The 19,542-nt window shown below is 62.1% G+C and carries 23 protein-coding genes; all 23 read right to left on the reverse strand.

Going from position 1 to position 19,542, the window contains the following annotated elements:
• Window positions 1-22: 22 nt before the first annotated feature.
• The 23 genes from MSL71_RS03410 to MSL71_RS03520 all read right to left on the reverse strand — a co-directional run bounded on the left by MSL71_RS03410 (window position 23) and on the right by MSL71_RS03520 (window position 19,282).
• The gene (locus MSL71_RS03410; protein ID WP_180137248.1) at window positions 23-946 is read right to left on the reverse strand and encodes an Hsp20/alpha crystallin family protein; all 924 of its coding nucleotides are present in this window, start codon (window positions 944-946) and stop codon (window positions 23-25) included.
• Window positions 882-2,678, reverse strand: a complete 1,797-nt coding sequence (locus tag MSL71_RS03415) for an Hsp70 family protein (RefSeq protein ID WP_180137249.1) — start codon at window positions 2,676-2,678, stop codon at window positions 882-884. Before MSL71_RS03415 ends, MSL71_RS03410 begins: the two co-directional genes overlap by 65 nt.
• Window positions 2,679-2,723: 45 nt before the next feature.
• Entirely contained in the window at window positions 2,724-3,371 is a 648-nt protein-coding gene (locus tag MSL71_RS03420) for a gas vesicle protein (RefSeq protein ID WP_180137250.1), read from the reverse strand.
• A gap of 4 nt (window positions 3,372-3,375) precedes the next feature.
• Window positions 3,376-4,389 carry a GvpL/GvpF family gas vesicle protein gene (locus tag MSL71_RS03425; RefSeq protein WP_180137251.1) on the reverse strand — a complete coding sequence of 338 codons (1,014 nt, stop codon included), beginning with the start codon at window positions 4,387-4,389 and terminating at the stop codon, window positions 3,376-3,378.
• Window positions 4,390-4,581: 192 nt separating this feature from the next.
• The gene (locus tag MSL71_RS03430) at window positions 4,582-4,887 is read right to left on the reverse strand and encodes a gas vesicle protein K (RefSeq protein ID WP_180137252.1); all 306 of its coding nucleotides are present in this window, start codon (window positions 4,885-4,887) and stop codon (window positions 4,582-4,584) included.
• Window positions 4,877-5,176, reverse strand: coding sequence for a hypothetical protein (locus MSL71_RS03435; RefSeq protein WP_180137253.1), 300 nt, complete (start codon window positions 5,174-5,176; stop codon window positions 4,877-4,879). The genes MSL71_RS03430 and MSL71_RS03435 overlap by 11 nt, the downstream gene beginning before the upstream one ends.
• A gap of 18 nt (window positions 5,177-5,194) precedes the next feature.
• Window positions 5,195-5,560, reverse strand: a complete 366-nt coding sequence (locus tag MSL71_RS26855; protein ID WP_180137254.1) for a gas vesicle protein — start codon at window positions 5,558-5,560, stop codon at window positions 5,195-5,197.
• A gap of 4 nt (window positions 5,561-5,564) precedes the next feature.
• Window positions 5,565-5,855, reverse strand: coding sequence for a gas vesicle protein GvpO (gene gvpO / locus MSL71_RS03445; protein ID WP_281374442.1), 291 nt, complete (start codon window positions 5,853-5,855; stop codon window positions 5,565-5,567).
• Window positions 5,856-5,870: 15 nt separating this feature from the next.
• A complete protein-coding gene (locus MSL71_RS03450) occupies window positions 5,871-6,119 on the reverse strand; it encodes a gas vesicle protein GvpG (protein ID WP_180137256.1) in 249 nt (82 codons plus the stop codon).
• Between the two features lie 4 nt (window positions 6,120-6,123).
• Complete coding sequence (locus tag MSL71_RS03455) at window positions 6,124-6,867, reverse strand: GvpL/GvpF family gas vesicle protein (protein WP_180137257.1); 744 nt, start codon at window positions 6,865-6,867, stop codon at window positions 6,124-6,126.
• Window positions 6,868-6,880: 13 nt separating this feature from the next.
• The gene (locus tag MSL71_RS03460) at window positions 6,881-7,549 is read right to left on the reverse strand and encodes a hypothetical protein (protein ID WP_180137258.1); all 669 of its coding nucleotides are present in this window, start codon (window positions 7,547-7,549) and stop codon (window positions 6,881-6,883) included.
• The gene (locus MSL71_RS03465) at window positions 7,546-8,583 is read right to left on the reverse strand and encodes a GvpL/GvpF family gas vesicle protein (protein WP_180137259.1); all 1,038 of its coding nucleotides are present in this window, start codon (window positions 8,581-8,583) and stop codon (window positions 7,546-7,548) included. Before MSL71_RS03465 ends, MSL71_RS03460 begins: the two co-directional genes overlap by 4 nt.
• A complete protein-coding gene (locus tag MSL71_RS03470; protein ID WP_180137260.1) occupies window positions 8,573-10,702 on the reverse strand; it encodes a CDC48 family AAA ATPase in 2,130 nt (709 codons plus the stop codon). The genes MSL71_RS03465 and MSL71_RS03470 overlap by 11 nt, the downstream gene beginning before the upstream one ends.
• Window positions 10,703-10,709: 7 nt before the next feature.
• Entirely contained in the window at window positions 10,710-11,246 is a 537-nt protein-coding gene (locus tag MSL71_RS03475) for an Hsp20/alpha crystallin family protein (RefSeq protein WP_180137261.1), read from the reverse strand.
• Between the two features lie 64 nt (window positions 11,247-11,310).
• A complete protein-coding gene (locus tag MSL71_RS03480) occupies window positions 11,311-12,060 on the reverse strand; it encodes a GvpL/GvpF family gas vesicle protein (protein ID WP_180137262.1) in 750 nt (249 codons plus the stop codon).
• A 31-nt stretch (window positions 12,061-12,091) separates the two neighbouring features.
• Window positions 12,092-12,424, reverse strand: a complete 333-nt coding sequence (locus MSL71_RS03485; RefSeq protein ID WP_180137263.1) for a hypothetical protein — start codon at window positions 12,422-12,424, stop codon at window positions 12,092-12,094.
• The gene (gene gvpN, locus MSL71_RS03490) at window positions 12,424-13,371 is read right to left on the reverse strand and encodes a gas vesicle protein GvpN (protein WP_180137264.1); all 948 of its coding nucleotides are present in this window, start codon (window positions 13,369-13,371) and stop codon (window positions 12,424-12,426) included. The genes MSL71_RS03485 and gvpN overlap by 1 nt, the downstream gene beginning before the upstream one ends.
• Before the next feature lie 68 nt (window positions 13,372-13,439).
• Entirely contained in the window at window positions 13,440-14,387 is a 948-nt protein-coding gene (locus MSL71_RS03495) for a hypothetical protein (protein WP_180137265.1), read from the reverse strand.
• A gap of 124 nt (window positions 14,388-14,511) precedes the next feature.
• On the reverse strand, window positions 14,512-15,147 hold the full coding sequence (locus tag MSL71_RS03500) for a hypothetical protein (RefSeq protein WP_180137266.1): 636 nt from the start codon (window positions 15,145-15,147) through the stop codon (window positions 14,512-14,514).
• A gap of 287 nt (window positions 15,148-15,434) precedes the next feature.
• On the reverse strand, window positions 15,435-15,650 hold the full coding sequence (gene gvpA, locus MSL71_RS03505; protein ID WP_092209254.1) for a gas vesicle structural protein GvpA: 216 nt from the start codon (window positions 15,648-15,650) through the stop codon (window positions 15,435-15,437).
• 184 nt (window positions 15,651-15,834) lie between these two features.
• Entirely contained in the window at window positions 15,835-16,215 is a 381-nt protein-coding gene (locus tag MSL71_RS03510) for a response regulator (protein WP_180137267.1), read from the reverse strand.
• A gap of 511 nt (window positions 16,216-16,726) precedes the next feature.
• Complete coding sequence (locus MSL71_RS03515) at window positions 16,727-18,148, reverse strand: sigma-54-dependent transcriptional regulator (protein WP_180137268.1); 1,422 nt, start codon at window positions 18,146-18,148, stop codon at window positions 16,727-16,729.
• Window positions 18,149-18,172: 24 nt separating this feature from the next.
• Window positions 18,173-19,282: a two-component system sensor histidine kinase NtrB gene (locus MSL71_RS03520; protein WP_180137269.1), complete on the reverse strand. Its 1,110-nt coding sequence runs from the start codon at window positions 19,280-19,282 to the stop codon at window positions 18,173-18,175.
• Window positions 19,283-19,542: the final 260 nt, after the last annotated feature.

The following is a 19,542-nucleotide window of genomic DNA, read 5'->3' on the forward strand; positions in this document are numbered from 1 at the left end:
GGCGGCCGGGAAAAACGGAAAATCAGGCCTCGTAACCGTCCTCGGCTTTCCGGAGGCAGATCTCAAGCAGGGTGTTTTTAAGGTTTACCCGGTGGGCGTCGAACACGACCTTTTCAGGCAGCTCAAACCGCTCCACCCACGGCGACGCCGGATGGCGCGACGCAACGGTCAGTTCCCTGCCCTCCACCCCCACATGAAGATCGCTTCGCCCCACCCCTTTGACGTCTATGATGACCTGATAGTGCCCGCCCTCGTCAAAGAGATCCAGCAGGCGCTCCGGTGAAGGAGCCCGCTTCTCCGGGCTGCCGGCAAGCCACCAGCTGAAAAGGACGGTCTCCCCTGACGCCGGGTCCACCCGTTTGCGTTCAAAACTGAGGATCGGGCAGCCCATGGTCTTGACGGCCACGGGGTTGATGGCATCCCTGATGTGCATCAACACGTCCATGTGGTTGTCTGTGCCGCAGACCTCGGCCAGGTCCGCAATCCGCGCATGTCCCTGTTCCCAGAGGTGCATGAGGATGGCCCGGCAGCTGTCGTCGAGCCTCTCGGCAAGGGTTTCAATCAGGGCCTCATCCACCTTCAGCAGGGCCATCTGGAACAGCCTGGCTTTCCAGCTGGATGCCCCGTTGACAATGAACCAGATCATCCGGGGACGAAGGGTTCCACCGGGGTGGAAGCACACCCCCAGGGCATGGCGCTTGCGCAGCACATAATAGAAGGTCCCCAGGCGCAGGTCCGTGATGGACCCCAGGGGAATCTCCAGAAGAATCTTCCGGAGCTGCCAGAAAATCAACCGCCTGTCCGTGAACAGGCACTCCACCACCTTCCAGCCTGCCCCCGGATGCGACCTGAATCCCCCCTGGTCCCTCAGGATCAGGGTCTCATGGGGCTTCAGGCGCGGGGCGGGTTTGGTCAAAGGGGGCATGGTGCTCAATCGGGGTCTCATGGCCGGATTCCTTTGCATGGGGGTCGGAGGTGGACACAAGGGACTGCAACGCTGCGCAACGGCTCCTGATCTCAAGGGCGCTGCCCCGTTCCAGAGCCTCCCGGCACAGGGCAACATGGGCTTCAATCTTCTGGACCAGGACCTCGGCCATGGAGGCCGAGGGATCTTCCAAGAGGGCCTCCACAGACCGCATCAGGGTCTCTGCCCGGGTGGCGGCCTCGATCTGTTCCCGCTTCTCCAGGTCCCCTTGGGCACAGGCCTCGGCATCGGCAAGCACCCGGCTCACCTCTTCATCTTTCATCTCCTTCATGGCGTCGATGGAGAGGGTTTCCCTGGATTCCGTCTGGAGATTCTCGGCAGAGACCGTGACGATGCCGTCCGCATCGATGGAAAAACAGACCTCCACGTGGGCCTGCCCCCGGGGAAGGGGAGGGATGCCCGAGAGCTGAAACGCCCCCAGGCTGATGTTGTCCGAAGCCATCTCCCGCTCCCCCTGCAGCACGTGAATGTCCATGGTTTCCTGACCGTCTCGGGCCGTGGTGAACAGCTCCTGCGCCGAAGTGGGGATGGTGGTGTTCCGGGGGATGATGCGGGCAAAGAGCCCGCCCTGGGACTCGATGCCGAGGGACAGAGGGGTAACGTCCACCAGCACCACATCACGGATCTCTCCGGTGATGATCCCGGCCTGCACCGCCGCCCCGATGGCCACCACCTCGTCGGGGTTGACGTCCAGACAGGGGCGCTGACGGAAAAAAGACTCGGCAAGCGCCCGAATACCGGGCATGCGGGTGGCCCCGCCCACCAGAAGGACCCTGTCGATATCATCGGCCGAAAGCCCCGCATCGGAGAGGGCGCGTTCCGTGGGGGCAAGGAGCCGGTTCGCCAGGTCTTCGGTTGCCGCTTCAAAGACCGACCGCTCCATGACCTCCTCAAAGGCCGCCACGCCCCGGGGCGCTCCGGACAGGTGCTGCAGGGAGAGTCTGGCCACCGGCTTGTCCGACAGCCTTTTTTTCACCCCTTCGCACACCAGCCCCAGCCGCGCCAGCACCTGGGAGTCGCCCCGGATATCCACACCGCATGACGCCTTGATCCGTGCGGCCACGTGGTCGGCAAAGCGACGGTCCCAGTCATCCCCGCCGAGGCGGTTGTCCCCGCACACCGCACGCACCTCAAAGAAGCCCTCGGCAAGTTCCAGAACGGAGACGTCAAAGGTGCCTCCCCCTAAGTCCCACACCAGCACCGTGGAGAGTTCCTGACGATGAAGGCCGTAGGCCAGGGCCGCTGCCGTGGGTTCGTTGATGATCCTGAGCACCTCAAAACCCGCGTCCCGGCCCGCCTGGCGCGTCTCCTCCCGGGCGGCGTGATGAAAATAGGCCGGCACGGTGATCACCGCCTGAGTCACGGGGCCGCCCAGGGCCTTCTCGGCGTCGGCCCTGACTCGGGCCATGATGGCCGCCGAGATCTCTTTCGGTGACCGGGGCGTACCCCGGACCATCACCTGCCTTCCGCTGCCCATGAGCCGCTTGACGCTGGAGACCGCATCGCCGCCGCCCCCTGCCAGCCGCTGCCTGGCCGCGCTCCCCACAAGCCCGCGCCCCTCTTCGGTCTCCGCATACACCGACGGCGTCAGACGCTCGCCCTCCCTGTTGGGGATGATGCGGGCCCGTCCGTTGTCCACCACGGCGGCCACCGTGTTGGAGGTTCCAAGGTCGATGCCGATGACTCGGTCCATGGGCTGCCTCATTGTAAGTGATGCGTTACGCAGATGCCTGCACGCCTATTTGCACACCGTCTCCATGGGAAGCGCATCATCCCCGGGCCGGTTCCCCTGCCAGATGGACTTCCAGACCCCCTTGTCGAGGCTGACGCCGGCTTCCACCCGCTGCGCCAGACACTCCCGGAGCCGGGACGCCTCACCGCACCTGAGCTTTTCCATCCGGCCGTCCACCATCACCAGGTGGAGTTCACGAATCTCTTCGCCCTCGGATGCGGCGCCTTCCGGTACCCCGAACCGGGCAACGGTCTTTAAAGGGGCCTCAAAAAGCATGCGTTCAAAGGGGTGCTGGTAGACAAAGAGCCTCTCCCGGGTAAGGTAGAGGTGCCCGTATCGCCAGGCCGGGTGCAACCCCTCGGAGCAATACCATCCCCCGTGGGCAGAAAAGAGCACCGCCTCCCCGTTGGGGAGCAACGCCTCCTTTTGCTGACGCGCGTCGCGTTCCCGGGCCCGCATGCTCTCGTCCAGGTCCTTGAGCATCCCGTACTTCACCATGGTCTCCATACCGGCCAGGGCCGCCTTGAGGTTGAGCCCGATGAGGGGAATCCCGGCCACGGAGACCACCAGGTCTGCATGGATCACCAGCCCTTTGTCCAGGATACGGTCCAGGAGATCCACCAGGGTGGCTTTGGTGTGATTTTCGGGCTCCATGGGCTCACGTAAAGCTGTAGGGCGGCCAGGGGCCGGTGAATGTCACGGAAAACCAGACCATCTCCTGGATGCGTTCCAACTCCCGGCCCAGCTCCCCGCTCCTGGCCTCGGGCAGCAGGCAGGCAAGGTTCATGATCATCTGCCGGGCAGGGTCCTCGGTCTTTTTTGTCTTCTCGATCTTGACCTCGGTGACGCACCCCTGGATGTCCTTGAAAAATTCCCGGAAATAGTGGTCGGCTTTGGTCTCCAGCTCCTTTTTCAGCATCGCCTCGATCTTCTGGCGATGCAGGTAGGCCGCCCCTTTGGGTTTGTCCCCCAGCCCTGCTGTCATGTGGCGGACGCTCTCACTCTCCTGGGCAAGGGTCTCCATCATGGCCGGAGCGTCCCAGAACACCTGCACCCCGTACTCGGCCTGCCCGGCGAAACGGTCCAGCATGGACAAAAAATCATCCCGGCCGTCGCGAAGCCAGGCCGCCACGGTCTCGTCGGTTCCCTGCGCCTCACCCCCTGCCAGGATGGTGTCAAAGGAGAGGGGAATCACCCCGCCGAACTCTCTCCAGGCGCGGTCAATGACCCCCTGATGGGCAAACAGCCACTGCTTCACGGTCTCCTCGTCCGTGGACTCGTAAGGTGCGGCCGTGCAGTCGTGGACCACAGCCCCTAAGCCATCCTCCCAGATGATGCGGACCTCCCTGCCGTCGATGCCCATGGGGCCCAGCACAGGTCCCGCTTCTCCCCGGATCACCGCGTAGACATAGCGCCCCTCTCCGGGCTCTCCGGGGTCCCGGAGCGCCTCCTCCGGGGAAGAGGGCTTAGGCTCCGCCGGGGCATCAGCCACAGGGGACGGCACCGGGGGAGCCGGTGCCTCCGGGGCCAGCGCCCCGGCAATCTCATCCTGGATCACCCGCTGCAGTTCGGGAACAAAGGCCTCCCGCACAAGCCGCCGGATCTCCGGCCGGTATGCGTCAAGCAGGCTCCGGATCTCTTGCAACACTCGCTCTCTGAGGATGGGGTTCATGGGCAGAAAACCATTGGGGTGGGTGTGGCTCAACCGGTTGAAACATGCCGTAACGATTCAGTTCAAAACAGCCTTCCGGCGGCCCTGCCGGGGGCCAGACTTGTGCAACGTTTGACAAACAGGTCTCAGGTCATCATTTCAAGGATCTACCGAAACAATTCAGCCAGTTACGCACCACTGTCTTGTCTGGCCTTATGGTCCGGACCAGCGGTTCGGATTGATCATTTTCTCCAGGACGTCGTCCACCATCTCGTCCAGGCCGTCGCGCACGTTTTTCACGGCCTCGGAGATTCCCTGCTGGGCCTTGATCTCGGCAATGGCCTCGTCCAGGTCCATCAAGGCCTGGCCCAGCCTGTCCACCTCCTCATCCGACAGGCTCCCCCCCTCCACCCGCTTCATGGCCTGGAGCCGCAGGGCGTCCTGGATCACCTCCACCAGGGCCACCACCAGCCCCAGCACCCCGTGCTTTAAGTTGTTCTCATCGATGTCAATGGCCATGGGGGTTGCCTTTGCCTGTTTCTTCCGGGGAGAACCCGCAGAGGTAGCACCCGGTCCGTTCCATGGACTCCCGCACCACAGGGCGCCCGCACCCGGGACAGGGGATCTTGTAGGCCAGGGGGGACCGGTGTTCCCCGGGTGTGTCCGGCCCTGCCCCGCACACATAGCAGCCGCTCTTCAAAAAGGCCTTTTTCACCACGCCCCTGCCGCAGGAAGGGCATCGGGTCCAGTACCCGCTCTGCCGCCGAAGGGCCTGCTTCTCCTCCTGTCCCCGGCGGACCTTGTCCATGAGGGTCTTCCACACGGGTTACACCGAGGTGGTGAGGCCGGGGTTCGATTGCCTCGCCTTGGCGCTGATCCAGCCGCACCAGGGGCAACCGGTGGTGATGAGCTCTTCGGCGGGGAGGACCTTCTCGCACTGGGGACAGTGCTCTTTGGCCGAAAGGGCCTCGTCCCAGGCCGGGGTCTGGAGTTCGGTGCCGGACGGGAACTCCAGGCCGTACTTGGCCGCCGTCTCAAAGGAGGCCAGGGCCGCCCGGATCCGGATTCCCAAGAGCTCCACCCCGGCCACGGACACGGCAATATCCGCGTTGATCACCAGCCCCTTGTCCAGGATCCGGTCCACCACATCGGCAAGGCTTCCGCTGCTTTCCCGGGTCGGTTCCAGGCTCATGGGATCAATCCTCCGTATCGTCGGTATCGATGCGCTTGCGCATCCGGACCCGTCTGAACTCCGACACCTTTCCCTCGTCGTCCAGCATGGTTTCGTACACCCCCAGGATATCCAGGCTGTCGGGAATGGCTCTCTTTTCGATGGCTTCGAGCGTCACCCGCCAGCCTTCGGCGTTGGGCTCGGCGCTCACCGTGGAGTCGATCTCAAGCCCGATGAGCATGTTGAGCTCCTCACGGGCTTTCTGAATGGCCTCGGTAAATGAAATCGCCATGGGCTGTGTCCTTTTTTTGTCCAGGGTTGTAGGCGTCTTTCAACCTTCGTCCATCTCTTTTTTCAAGCGCCGTGCCCGATCCAGCCGGTCCATCAGCGCCTGCTCCTTCCGGTCGAACTCCGCCTCGTCAATCTCCTCCATCTCAAACTGCATCTGGAGGTGCAAAAGCTCTTCATGGATGCCGGCTTCGTCGGTCATCTCCTGAAGCGCCGTGTCCCGCAGCTTTCCGGCCACCCACACGGTCATCTTCACAGGCGCCAGCAATATGTCGTCGAGAATCAACACCATGGGTCTACCACCTGACCACCAGCTCGATAAAATGGTTTGGAGGGACAGGCCCCACGTACTTGATCTTCATGCGCCCCTCGGTGCTCTCGTCCAGACGGTGCACCGCCTCATCAAAGGCCCTCTCCTTGTCCCGGGCCACGAGAAAGACGCTGTGGGTGATCATCCGGTCCCCCAGGGGCGGGTTTTTCTTCTGCTCCACCCAGAGCCCGTCGAAAAACGACCCGATACGCGTATCCAGGGCCTCGCGCTTCCGGGCCAGGGCGCCTGCCACCAGCTCTCCCAGTCGGATCTGCTCCTTACGCGCCCCGCCCTTCTGCGTGTTGAGCCGGTCCCTGAGCCTCTGGATCTGCCGGTTCTCCTCCACAATCTCCCGATATGCCTGGGACGGGTCGGTCCACAGCACCTTGAGCCCGAGTTCCACCTTGTCCGCCACGTAGGCCAGCTTTGCCTTGAGCTCATCGTAACGCTCGGCCAGGAGCTTTGTGCGGATGGCCTCTGCCCCGTCGCCCACGGTACCGAACTTCACCGGCAGGATGGGGGTCTCGGCCATCACCTGCTCCATGACGGTCTGGTGGGCCATGGTGTTTTTCCGGTTCACCGCATACTCCGTCACCGGCGACGGGCTCACCACCGCCCCGATGTCCCGATGGCAGATGATGGACACCTGCCCCCCTTCCTCGGCGATGCCGCCGAGTCCCAGGGTCCGTTCCTCGCCCGTTGCGGCCACTGCATAGATGTATTGGCCCATAGTCACCTTTGTTTCACCCGATCAGTTCCTCGCCCAGGCGAAGGAGTTCCTCTTCTCCCCCGCGACGTTTCACCGCCTTCATGTAAGCCCGGACCAGCCCGGGCGTTTTAAAAGGTTCCACGCGAATCTCCGCGTCAAGGTGTTGCTGCACCTGGTGGGCCGCCCCCACAAAGAGAACGCCCACCTCCCCGTCTTCAAGGGTCGTGTTGATCCGATGCGCCATGAACCGGTCCCGGCGCTTCAGGAGCCCCCGTCTCTGAAACCGCGACAGGGCCAGTCGGTAGAGCTTCTGCCACAGGGACCGGGCCTGCACCAGGTTCATGGTGAGTTCGTACTCCCGACGGATCAGGGTGAGGTCCTCGGTCTTTCGAATCTCCGCCCCCTGCGCCATGAGACGGGAAATGCACAGGAAGTTGGGGCTGCCCTTGGCGGCCAGTTCCCGCACCACCGCATCACCGATCTCGCCGGCCTCCACCATGCCGTCCTGATAGATCTTGAGCCGGTGGGCATCCTCGGCTCCCAGGCGCTGCTCGACCCCTCCCCAGAAGGCCGTCACCACCGCTTCGTGGCGCGCAAGCCGGTCCGGTCCGTAAAGTTTTTCCCGCATGAGCCGGATCTTCTCGGCGGCCGCCCCCAAATCGGGGTCGGAATGGATCATGGGTACCAGGATCAGCTCTCTCATGGCCCCCCCCTGCCGGTTTGATCCGACCGCTGAACCGTCAGCCACCGGCTCTCACCGCCCTTTGCAAAGGAGACCGGCCCCTCCCCGCACAACGCCAGGAGCAACCGGTACGATTTGCTCACGTCCTCAAACCGGCCTGCCTGAAGCTCTCCACGGGAACGGCTGTCCGGATGGCACTCCCGGACCATGAGCCGGTAAGCCTCCCGGATATCCGACGGGGTCACGCGCTCAGGAAGGGAGAGGCACCTTCGGGCCCCGTCGATCTCGTCAAAGTCCACCTGCTGGACGGACAGGGTATAAAAGCTGTTGCAGGGCAGGGGCCCGATAAGGCGAAAATCCACCCGGTCTTCAAGGCGCCGGTCCAGGTCGGTGAGGGCCTCTTCAAACCGAGGTGTCTCCTTCTCCTCCACCAGGGCAGCCAGGCTCACGATGACGGCATCGTCCCGCACCTCAAGGGGAGCAAGGGCCGCCGAAACCCCTTTGAGCCCCTCGACGATGGCCTCGGCGTACCCTTTGCGTTTCTGCTCCAGCTCCGCCTTGACCATCTTGCCCAGGGTCATCCGGGCCTTCTGCCTGTCAGCCTCGGAGGCCAGCACCGCTTCGCGCCGGAAATGGGCCACGGCCTCGGTGGCACCGATCTCCCTGAGCTCCCGCTCAAAATCACTGAAACGGGCCACCACATCCAGCTCCGTCTTGCCGCGGGCCTTTTCAAAGGCCGCCAGGATCCGGGAGCGGCCGTTGGCCAGCAGGGCCTCCACCTCAGAGCCTCGCCCCACAACCGTACCGAACTTCAAGGGGATCACCGGACCCCGCACCATCATCCCTTCAAGGACCCGCTGGTGCTCGGCAACGTACTTCAAAAGGGTCTCCCTGGGCAGCCGCGGAAAGTCCACGGGGGCCACCTCGCTTACCGCCACGGCAAGGCCCGCCCCCCCCTTGAGGACCACCTCCCCGTTGTCCAGCCCGAAGGGCCCCAGGCGCAAGGGCGCATCCGCGGTCATGAAGCCGTAAAGGTAGAGTGCGTTACCGTCCATCGCCCCGGTCCCTCTGACGCGTTTCCACGGCCTCTTCAAAATGGCCCATGGTGATCTCAAACCGCTCCGTCTGGCTCTCCCCGGAGGCAATAAAGGCACGGATGGCAGCCATGGCCGCGGCCTTGCAGATGAACTCGATGTCGGCCCCCACCATGCCTTCGGTGGCCGCCACCAGGGCGTTGAGATCGATCCCCTCCGCCAGGGGCTTGTCCTTGGTATGCACGGAAAAGATCTCGCGGCGCGCCCCCTCGTCCGGAGGGGGCAGCTCCAGGTGGAAATCAAAGCGACCGGAACGAAGCAGGGCCGCGTCAATGAGGTCCAGGCGGTTGGTGGCCGCCAGCACCGCAATGCCGTTGAGTTCCTCGATGCCGTCCATCTCCGTCAGGAACTGGCTGATCACCCGGTCGGTGACGGCCGAGGCTCCGTGCATGCCCCGCTGGGGCACCAGGCTGTCGATTTCATCCACAAACACAATGCAGGGAGAAGCCAGGCGGGCCTTGCGGAATATTTCCCGCACCCCCTTTTCGCTGTCCCCCACCCACTTGGAGAGAAGCTCCGGGCCCTTGACGGAGATAAAGTTGACCCCGGATTCCGAGGCCACGGCCTTGGCCAAAAGGGTCTTGCCCGTTCCGGGGGGGCCATGGAGCAAAATCCCCCGGGCAGGGGAGGTGTTTGCCCGCTCAAACAGGGAAGCATAGGCCAGGGGCCATTCAATGGTCTCTTTGAGCAGGGACTTTACCCCGTCCAGCCCGCCCACATCCCCCCAGGTGACGTTGGGCACCTCGGTGAAGACCTCCCGGATGGCCGAGGGCTCGATGCCTTTCATGGCCTCGGTGAAGTCGCCCATGGTCACCTGCAGGTTCAGCAGGGTATCCATGGGAATCTCCTCCAACTCAAAATCGATGCGGGGAAAGATGTTACGAAGGGAGGCCATGGCCGCCTCCCGGCAGAGGGCCTCCAGGTCGGCGCCCACGTAGCCGTGGGTGATCTCCGAGACTTTTGCAAGGTCCACGTCGTCGGCCAGGGGCATCCCCTGGGTGTAGATGGTGAGGATCTCCAGGCGACCGTTGCGGTCCGGGATGCTGATCTCGATTTCGCGGTCGAACCGTCCGGGGCGCCTTAAGGCGGGATCAATGACATTGGGGATGTTGGTGGCGCCGATGACCATCACCTGCCCCCTGGAAGAGAGCCCGTCCATGAGGGTCAAAAGCTGGGCCACCACCCGTTTTTCCACCTGTTTTTCCCCGCCCATCTCCTCCCGCTTGGGAGCGATGGCGTCGATCTCGTCAAGAAAGATGATGCTGGGGGCACGGGCCGAGGCCTCGTCAAAGATACGCCTCAGGTTGGCCTCGCTCTCCCCGTAGAGCTTGTTCATGATCTCCGGCCCGCTCAGGTGGCTGAAATAAGCATCGGTCTCGTTGGCCACGGCCCGGGCGATCATGGTCTTGCCGCAGCCGGGAGGTCCGTGCAGGAGAACGCCCTTGGGGGGATCGATGCCCAGCCGGTCAAAGACCTGGGGATATTTCAAGGGGAGCTCGATCATCTCCCGGATCCGCCGGATCTCCTTGCCCAGGCCGCCCACATCTTCGTAGGAGACCCGGGCCGACTTCACCTCCCCCTTCTCCCGGGGCTCCTGGATGACCACCGCCGTCTCGGGACGGATGATGACCACCCCGTCGGGCTTGGTACCCGTCACCTGAAAGTCCCGGGTCTGGGCCCCGAAAAGCTTGGCCCGCACCGTGTCCCCCGTCACCAGGGGGATCCCCTCCAGGAGGCTCCCGATGTAGGTGGGGTCGTAGGAACGCAGGGGCGTCAGCGGGCTCACCGTCAGTTTCTGGGCGGGCTTGCAGCCACAGGGCGCAATGCTGACCTTCTCGTCCAGGCCCACCTGGGCGTTGTCCCGGGCGATGCCGTCCAGGCACACCCATCCCTGGCCGCGGTCCTCCATAAAGGCCGGCATCACCTTGGCCACGGTGGTTCGTTTGCCCTTGATCTCGACGATATCGCCCACCTCCACGCCGATGCCGGGAAAATCCGCAGGATCGAACCGCACGATGCCGCGGCCCACGTCCTTGGACTCCGCCTCCTTTACCTTCAGGGTCAGGCTTGTCTTATCCATAGGACCTCTAATCCATGGTTAGGGTAATCTCCAGAATCCCGTTCTTGTACGTCCAGTTCACCTGGTCCTTCTGGGCCGGTTCGGACAGCAGCACCTCCTTCTGGTACTCCCGGTTCTTGCCCTCGGCGTGGATGGTCAGGATGTCGTCGGAGACGGACACCGAGATCTCTTCGGCCTCCACCCCCGGCATCTCCACCACCACCCGGACCTGACCCTCCTCTTCAAAAAGGTCCGCAATGGGTTCGCGCACCTCCTCCACCACGGGCCCCTTGGGGCTTTTTTTGATGTTGCCGAAGGACTGCACAACGGGGCTGCCGTCCTGCAGGGTCCGCACGTTGATGCCGTAGACCCCCCGAATGTCCTTGAGCCCCTTGATCTTGTCCAGGCTGCTCAAGTCGAACTCTCCGGTTCGCTTCTGGCCCTCGCCGGTCTCGGCCAGCTTGGCGGCGGCGTCGATGAGGTTGCCGAGTCCTTTCAAGAGCCCCCCGAAACCGAAATCTCCGTGGGCTTCCATCTTCCTGTCGGATCTTTCCTTGTCACTCATTGCCTACCCCCGTGCCTTGCTGATGATGCCTGATGGCTCCCCGCTCCGTCTGCCGGGGCGACCATCACGCTTTGATTTCAATGTTGACGAAATGAAAGGGAGGCGCCGGGCCCACGTAGGCAAAGGCATAACGCCCTTCGTTTGCCTCGGACAGCTCCTCCACCACATAGTCGAACTCCCGTTCCCGGGTCCGGTCGATGAGGCAGGCCACGTTGCACACCATGGCTCCGGCCCGGGGCTCCTTGGTTTTGACGTCCACGGAGATACGCCGCAGGCGGTTCACCAGGGGCCAGCTCTCATCGGCCTTCTTCACGGCCAGGGCCTTTTCCACGGCCTTTCCCAGGGCCTCCTTGATTCCGGTGTCATCCCCTCCCCTGCCCCCAAGCTTGTGTTTCAGATCTTTCACGGATGCATCGTCCCGATCGATCTCCTGAAACACAGCGGGCATCCCTTTCCAGTACGCCTTGACCCCCATCTCGATCTTGTTGTCCATGTCCCTGAGCAGCCCCTTGAACTCGGCGTAGCGGTTACGCAGAAGGGTCCGGATCTCTTCGGTGCTTTCGGCGATGGTGCAGAAACGCACCGGTAAAATGGTGTACTCCTTCATCACCGCTTCGATCACCTTCTCATGGTGGGTCAGGTTCTCCCGGCTGATGACGTAACGGGTCATGGGGGTGTTGCTGATCACCGCGCTGATGTCCTTGTACCCGATGGTGGTGACAACATCCTCCCGCCCCCCGATGCCCTTGGGCCCGAAGTTCCTGCCGTCGTTTTCACCCATGATGCAGTACACGTATTTGCCGTCCTGTCTCATGTGTCACCCCGCCTGAAGCCCCTGTTTTCTGTCAGTACCCCAGGGGCATGGTACGGATCCCGCTCTCGGGCCCCTGCTTATCCATCTGCTCTTCGTCCATCTGGTCCATCTCCACCTCCACCCCGCTTCTCACCTCATGGATTTTGGCATCCAGGGCCGCCAGCTCGGCCTCGATCTCATGGATGCGCCGCAGCAGGTTGGCCCTCTCCTGGCGCAGGCGGCTCCGGTGCTTGTCCAGGATGAACATCTCAAGATAACTCGACTGGACCGGCCGGAACTTGGCCGCGATGTTGTGCTTGATGGGGGTCCGCATGTTGCCGTAGCCCCGCCGGTAGATGTCTTTTCCATGCCGATGTTTTGCCATCACCCTTTCCCCCTGGCCTTGGCCTTGCCGTTGCAGTGCTTGTCGATGAGCTTAAAGAGTTCTTTGGTCACCTTCTCCTTGGTGGCCCGGCTGCCGATGCGGGTGGTCTCCGACGAGAGAATGTCCACGCAGATCTGGCGAAACGTTGAATCGTCCTTATCCACGGAGGCCCCCAACACCCTGGCGGTCTTGGCGATCATCTGGCAGCCCCGGATGGTGGGGGCGAACTCGAACACCTCCGAGTCCCGCAGGCCCCGGACAATGCCCACGATCTTTTTGGAGTCGTCGTAGGAGACCCCCGAGCGGGAGTGGACTATGCCCACCTCGGTCTCCTCGTCAAAGTAGTCGAGGTCCAGGGTCACCATGCGATCCCTTAAGGCGTCCTGACTGCGATGGACCCCTGCGTACTCTTCGGGATTGCTGGTGAAAATTGCCGTGAAATCGGGGTGCACCTTGACGTAGTTGCTGTCCCCGTTGCCCGTGGTGGGAATGTCCAGCATCCGCTCCTGGAGCACGGAGAGCAGCACGTTGTTGGCCTCGGGACGGGAGCGGGTGAACTCGTCGTAAATCAGGGTAAACCCGTACTTGCAGGCCACGGTCAGGCGGTTGTCCACCCACTGCTTGCTCATGTTCTCTTCGGTTTTCAGCACCGAATGGATGAAGTTGTCCCGGACCTTGCTGATGCTGTACCCGTTTTCGCTGCCGATGAGATTCGAGGTGGAGAACTCCTCGTCCCCGTGGATCAGGATCAGGGGGCGCCCCAGCTTGGCGGCGATATGGATGGCCAGGGTGGTCTTTCCGGTGCCGGAAATGCCCCGCAGGTGCACGGGAAACCCTGCGGTGATGTACCCCAGGGCCCGGTCCGCCACACCTTTGATATACGGCGTCTCCACAAAGTCGGACATGGAACGGGGTTCAAGGACGGTGGTGGGGTGAGCTATGGACATGTCACTCTCCTTTGCACAGGCACCACCTCATGGGCATGACGATGGCGCACAAAATTGAAGTCTCGCCATCACTCGGACACGTAGAGGGCCCCCTCTTTCCGGATCGTCCCGGCATCCTGAAGGTCACGCATGATGGGGATCAGCGTCCGCCACTGCCCGATGCCGAGGATCTCTGCGATCTGGGTCATCTTCAACCCGTCCGGATGGGCCGAAAGGGTCTCGGTGATCTCGGCCTTGAGACGGCCCACGTCGCCTGCCTCACCCGTTGCGGCCGCCGACGAGGCCCCCGCCTGTGTCCCGCCCCTGGTTTTGCCTTTGGCCGGACTCTCCTGGCTGTGACGTTCCAGCACCGAGGTAATCTTTGTCACGATCCCCTGCCAGGCCGCGGCCATCTCCTGGTGCTCTGTTCGCACCGTGTCCAGAAAATCCTGCACTCCGGCCTTACGCTCCTCTTCAAAGGCCCTCATGCCGGACCTGCGGGCACGTTCCATGGCCTCCCGGGTCTTGGCGAGCCCCCCGAGAAAGGAACGGATCTCTCCCCGCATGGTGCCCACATCGGCCCGCCTGCTCTTGATCTCCTGCACGCGGCGGTTCAAGTCCGTTTTGGACCGGGAACCAAAGGTCTTGGAAAACTCGGCCAGCTCCGATTTGAGGCTCTCGCCCATGGCCCGGTGCGCCCCTTCCAGACCCTCGAGAAAACTGCGGGTCTCGGCCTCCATCTGCCGCATGTCCGCCCGAAGGGCATCGATCTGGGCCATGCGCTCCTGGGAGGCATCCTCTGCCCCTTTCTGGCGCTGCCTGCCCTTCTCCCCGAGCTCGTCGGTGAACTGCTTGAGTCCCGCCTTCAGGTCCTGGGCCATTTCAAACCGATGCTCCGCCAGGGACCCGAGCAACTCTGCCGTGCCCTTTTTGATGTTGGAAAACTCCTGCTGCATTTTTTCCCTGAAGAGACACCGCTGCTCGTACGCCTGTGCGATCTCCTCCCCCAACCGATTGAAATCCTGGGTTGTTGACATGATACCCTCTCCATGGACTGCCGACCCAAAGGCCGCCTGTTGTTCAGCGTCCTTTGCGCGTGTTGTTGAATGCTTCCGGCCGCACCGGCACCGCGCCGCCCGGCACAGACCGGGGCTCCTCCCATCAACTGCTCAGGCGGGCCACCTGCTGCCACTGCCCCTGGACGCGGCATCGCATCCGGTCAAAGTCGTCCAGAAATGCAAAGAGCGTCTGGTTTGTCTCGCTCTGCTGAGCCCTGATCGCCTTGAGCATGGTCTTCAGGTCCTTCACCTTCACCTCGTCCCCCTTGTCCAGGAGCTTGCGCAGGCCGATCTTCAATTCCACCTGCTCCACCTGGAACCGCTTCAAGATGCCGATCACCTCCAGCTCCCGTTCTTTCTGCCGGGACAGGATCTCTTCGCGGATGAACTCCACATCCTCAAGGGGGGTTGCGCACCCGTTGCTGATGATGTGGCGCAACCGCTCGATCACCTCTTCTTCTTCCGTTCGAAACCGGATGAGGTGGCCGGCGGCCTCTGTCTCGATCCGATGGTGCCGGTCCAGGACATCCCCCACCATGGCATCAAAATCCGCACGCCTCAGGCTGCGGGAGGCGGCCAGGTTGGACCGGACCTCGGCCACCATGGCCGCCAGGTCGGATCGATAGGTCACCAGCACCTCGTGGGCCTGTGCCATCAGGGCACACACCGTCTTGACGCGCCCTTCATAGGAATCGATGATGCTCTCCGCCAGTTGCCTTAACTCCTCACCGGTGCCCATGCGCCCACCTTTTTCCATGGTCTAATGTGCAAAAACCGTCAATAAATCGGACAATAACCAGAATGGTTTCGCTCGGCGGGGTATTGTCGGATTGATTGACGGTTTTTCTAAATGGTGCCGCCCTTTGGGGGGGGCTTTTTTGCAGCCACCCGGGGATCGGTCCCATCCATTGCCATCAACACCCGAGATACCAGATATGCTTAAGGTCCGCGTCGTGATCAAAGGGGCGATAACCAGCGCCTTCGATGCCCTCAAGGATACCTGCCAATCTCACCTCCGCGTTGATGTTAGGCTGTTGTGGTCGCCGTAGCCGTCAGGCCAACGGCCTCGGCATACTTGAGGTAGGTGTCCACACCGGCAAGAACGACCCGGGCCTCCACGGCCAACAGCTCGATGCCCACCAGGGAAACCCTGGCCCAGGCATCCACGACCACACCCTTGTCAAGGATCCGGTCCACAACTTCCACAAGGCTTGACGATGCATTGGTTTTTTCAACTGCCATGGCTACACTCCTTTGTCGTAAGGGTAAGTAACAATGCGGTCTCATCACAAACCAACCGCCGGACTTGCCTGGAACCGCGGAAAGTTGCCCGCCGTTCCGCTGTCCAGCACCCGACCGCCCTGCACCGGGTGCTGAAATCTCGTCTTCGTTAAAACCTCCCCAAAAAGCCCTGCGCCCAGGCCCGTTACGCCTGGTTCACGGCCTCGGTCTTCACCCCCGGCTGGCCATTGAGGGCCATGCGGCACTGACCGATGAGCACATGCATGTCAAAGGGTTTTTCCAGAAACGCAAAGGCGCCTTTGCTCAAAAAACCCTCTTTCACCTCCCGGGTCCCGAACCCGGAAATGGCGATGACCGGACGGGTGTAGCCCCGCTCCCGAAGCCTTCGGAGCACACTGAGCCCGCTCATGTCCGGAAGGCGATAGTTCAAAATCACCAGCGCCGTCTCGGGGTGGCGGCCCCACTCTTCCAGGGCCTCGCCGCCGCTCAGGGCCGCCTCCACATGAAACCCAGCGGCATCAAGGATATTGGCGACCACCCAGAGCAACTCGTCTGAGTCTTCCACAAGCAATATCAAGGGAGGTTTTTCATTCATTTTTCATGGCTGATATTTTTATTTTAAATTAATGAATCGATGAAAATTGGCTATGCATTACATCAAGTTAATGCAACATGCGTACCACCGCCCGCGATCACGAAAAACGCTTGAAACGCAAGGCTTCCGGCGCTCTGCCACCCGTCCGGAGAAGGGCACCCGCACCCCACACCGGCACCCCCGGTTTCCCTGCAACGGAACCAGACGGGGATCCCCCGCCGGAAAGACCGCGCAAAAAGATCCTTTATTCATAGTGAGTTACCCCCTGACGCGTCCCCAATGGCAACCCGTGGCAGGGCTGACTCTCATGGGGCACCGGTGCCATACCCCGGATATTTCACGAGTCGAGGCATCCAGGTAAGGCATCAGAGCTGCAGAGGTCGTGGTTTTATAAAAACTCTGGATGGTGCGAATGCGTATTCGCAGAAAATCAGGAAAGAAACAGATGAGAATGAGGGATATGGTGACAGGACAGGTACCGTCAGTGCCCCGTGCCGCCGAGCCCATGGGATTTGAGTTTGCGATACAGGGTCTTGTAATCGATCTTCAACCGGCGGGCGGCCTCACGCTTGTTGCCCCGGCTCTGTTTTAAGGTTTCCCGGATGATCTCCTTCTCCCAGAGGCCGGAAACATGCTTGATGGCATCGGTGAGGGACCGCCCCCCAAGGCCCGTGGCCGGAACCGGGAACGCGGCAGGGGCCATCACCTCGTCTTCGGCATGGAGCGCCAGGCACCCCGGTTCGATGAGCTGCCCTTCGCAGATCAGGGCAGCCTGACGCACAATGTTCTTTAATTCGCGGACATTGCCGGGCCAGTCATGGGCAAGCAGGGCCTCCATGGCCTCGTCGGAAAACCCCGTAACCTGCCTGCCGTAGGACCGTTTGCGATTCCGGTTGAAAAACCGTTTCGCAAGATAGGGAATGTCCTCCTTGCGCTCCCTTAAGGCCGGAACCCGGATGTAAAACTCCTTCAACCGGTAGTACAGGTCCGACCGGAAACGATCGGCATGACGGTCCCGGTCCAGGGCCTGGTTGGTGGCCGCCACAATCCGTATCCGCACGGGTTGGGCCCGCTTGGCCCCCAGCCTCTGCACGCAGCGCTCCTGCACGGTTCTGAGCAGCTTCTGCTGGGCACCGTAGGGCAGGCAGCCCACCTCGTCCAAAAACAGGGTGCCGTCCTGGGCCAGCTCGAAAAACCCCGGTTTATTCTCCTGGGCACCGGTAAAGGCCCCCTTCATGTATCCGAAGAGCTCGCTTTCGATGAGGGTTTCCGGGATGGCACCGCAGTTCACCGCCACAAAAGGCCCCTCCTTCATGGGGCTCAAGGCATGGATGGTCTGGGCCACCAGTTCCTTGCCCACCCCGCTCTCCCCTTCGATGAGCACCGTCAAATCGCTGGCCGCCACCTTCTCCACCTTCCAGGCCAGGGTCTGCACCGCATGGCTCCGCCCCATGGTCTCAAACAGGGGGTTCTCCCCGACGCACCGCCCGGCCCCGGGCAGGTTGCGGTTTAAAATATCCGCGTGCTGCAGCGCCTCCTCAATGAGGTAAAGCAGGTCGTTGTTGTTGACCGGCTTGGTGACGTAGTCGCGGACCCCGATCTTCATGGCCTTCACCGCGGTTTTCACCTCGGAGTAGGCCGTCACCATAATAATGGGAAGGGAGGGGTACTGCCGGTACAGGCACTCGGCAACGGCAATGCCGTCTTGGCCGGGCATCCTCTGATCGAGAAGCACCAGGTCTGCCATGTCGTCGTTTAAAAGCTTCAGGGCGTCGTCCCCGTTGGGGGCCTGCCTCACGTCGTACCGCGCAAGGGAAAGCACGTTGGAGATGGCCCAGCGAAAGTCCTGGTCATCGTCCACCACCATGATCTTTTTCTGCATCGCCTCTGTGGGGTTGTTCATCCAGCCTCCCAGTCTCCGTTCCCGTTACGGTTTCCCGATGGGCAGCAAAATGGACATGTCGGTGCCGTGCCGCGCGTCTCCGCTGATGCGTATCTGCCCGCCATGCTGTTTGATGATGGCATGGGAAATGCTCAGCCCCAGGCCCGTGCCGTTGTCTTTGGTGGTAAAAAACGGATCGAACACCTGCTCCCGATACTCCTCGGGAATCCCCGGCCCGTTGTCGATGATGTTGACCTCCACCATGTTGGCCGTTTTCACATGCCGCGTGGTCAGGGTCACCCGCCCCTGGTGCGCCACGGCCTGGAATGCGTTCAAGGTGATGTTCAAAAAAACCTGTTCCAGCTTTTCCCTGTCCCCCACGATCCGGGGCAGGTTGGGGTCTGCCTTGAGGCAGGTCTGGATCCTCCCCTGGCCGGCCTCCAGACGGGCCATCTTCACCACATGGGCCAAAAGCGCGTTGACGCTCAGCCGTTTCCAGTCCAGGTTGGACGGCTTGGCAAAGGAGAGCAGCTCTTCAATCAGGCGGCTTGCCTTCTGGCTGTTTCGGTAGATCACCTTCAGGTTCTCTGCCAGCGGCCTTTCGATGGTGAGGTTTTCGATGCTGAACTGGGCACAGGAGCTGATCACCGCCAGGGGGTTTCGCAGCTCGTGGGCCAGCCCGGCTGAAAGGTGCCCCAGGGCAAGGAGCTTCAGGGACTGCCGCTTGAACTCCTCGGTGCGGCTCTTTTCCGCCAGGGCCACGCAGGCCCCCATGAGCCCTGAGGGCCCCCGGCCCGAAGATTGAAAAAGGCTGATGGCAGCCTCCACGGGAAAGACGGTGCCGTTTTTTTTCACGGCCGTCATCTCCCGGAGTGCCTCCCCCGTTGGCCCCACCCCCCTGCGCCACTGGCCAAGCCCCCCCTTGAGGATAAAAAAACGATCCAGCTTTGCCCCCAGCACCTCCTGTGTCTCCCCATACCCCCACAACCTCAAAAAAGCGGGATTGACGTCAAACACGGTTCCTTGAGAATCGGCGAAAAAAACCGCATTGAGGGAGTGGGCCAGGGCATGCTCCTTCATCCTCAGGGCACAGGCCAGCCGATGGCACTCCAGTACCTTTTCCTTGAGCATGTCTCTCTGGTCAGGTCGTTTCATGGCACGCCCGTTGGTCATAGATCGGATAAGGCGGGGATACGGTCTTCCTGTGCCCATGCAAGGGGTGTGGCACGGAAAAAGACCCGTGCATACAGCCCGTCTACCGGGGTGGGTGGTGGTCTTCGTTGAATTCGGAGAAAAAGCAGGTCACGATACGGGCAAAGGAACCAGGATGGACGCGGTGTTTCAGGTTTGGGGCCAACGACCAGGATCATGGCCGTGGGTCCCCGCAACAAGCACCGCTTCAAATTGCTTTACAT

This window comes from Desulfoluna butyratoxydans (assembly GCF_900699765.1).
Classification (GTDB): Bacteria; Desulfobacterota; Desulfobacteria; order Desulfobacterales; family Desulfolunaceae; genus Desulfoluna; species Desulfoluna butyratoxydans.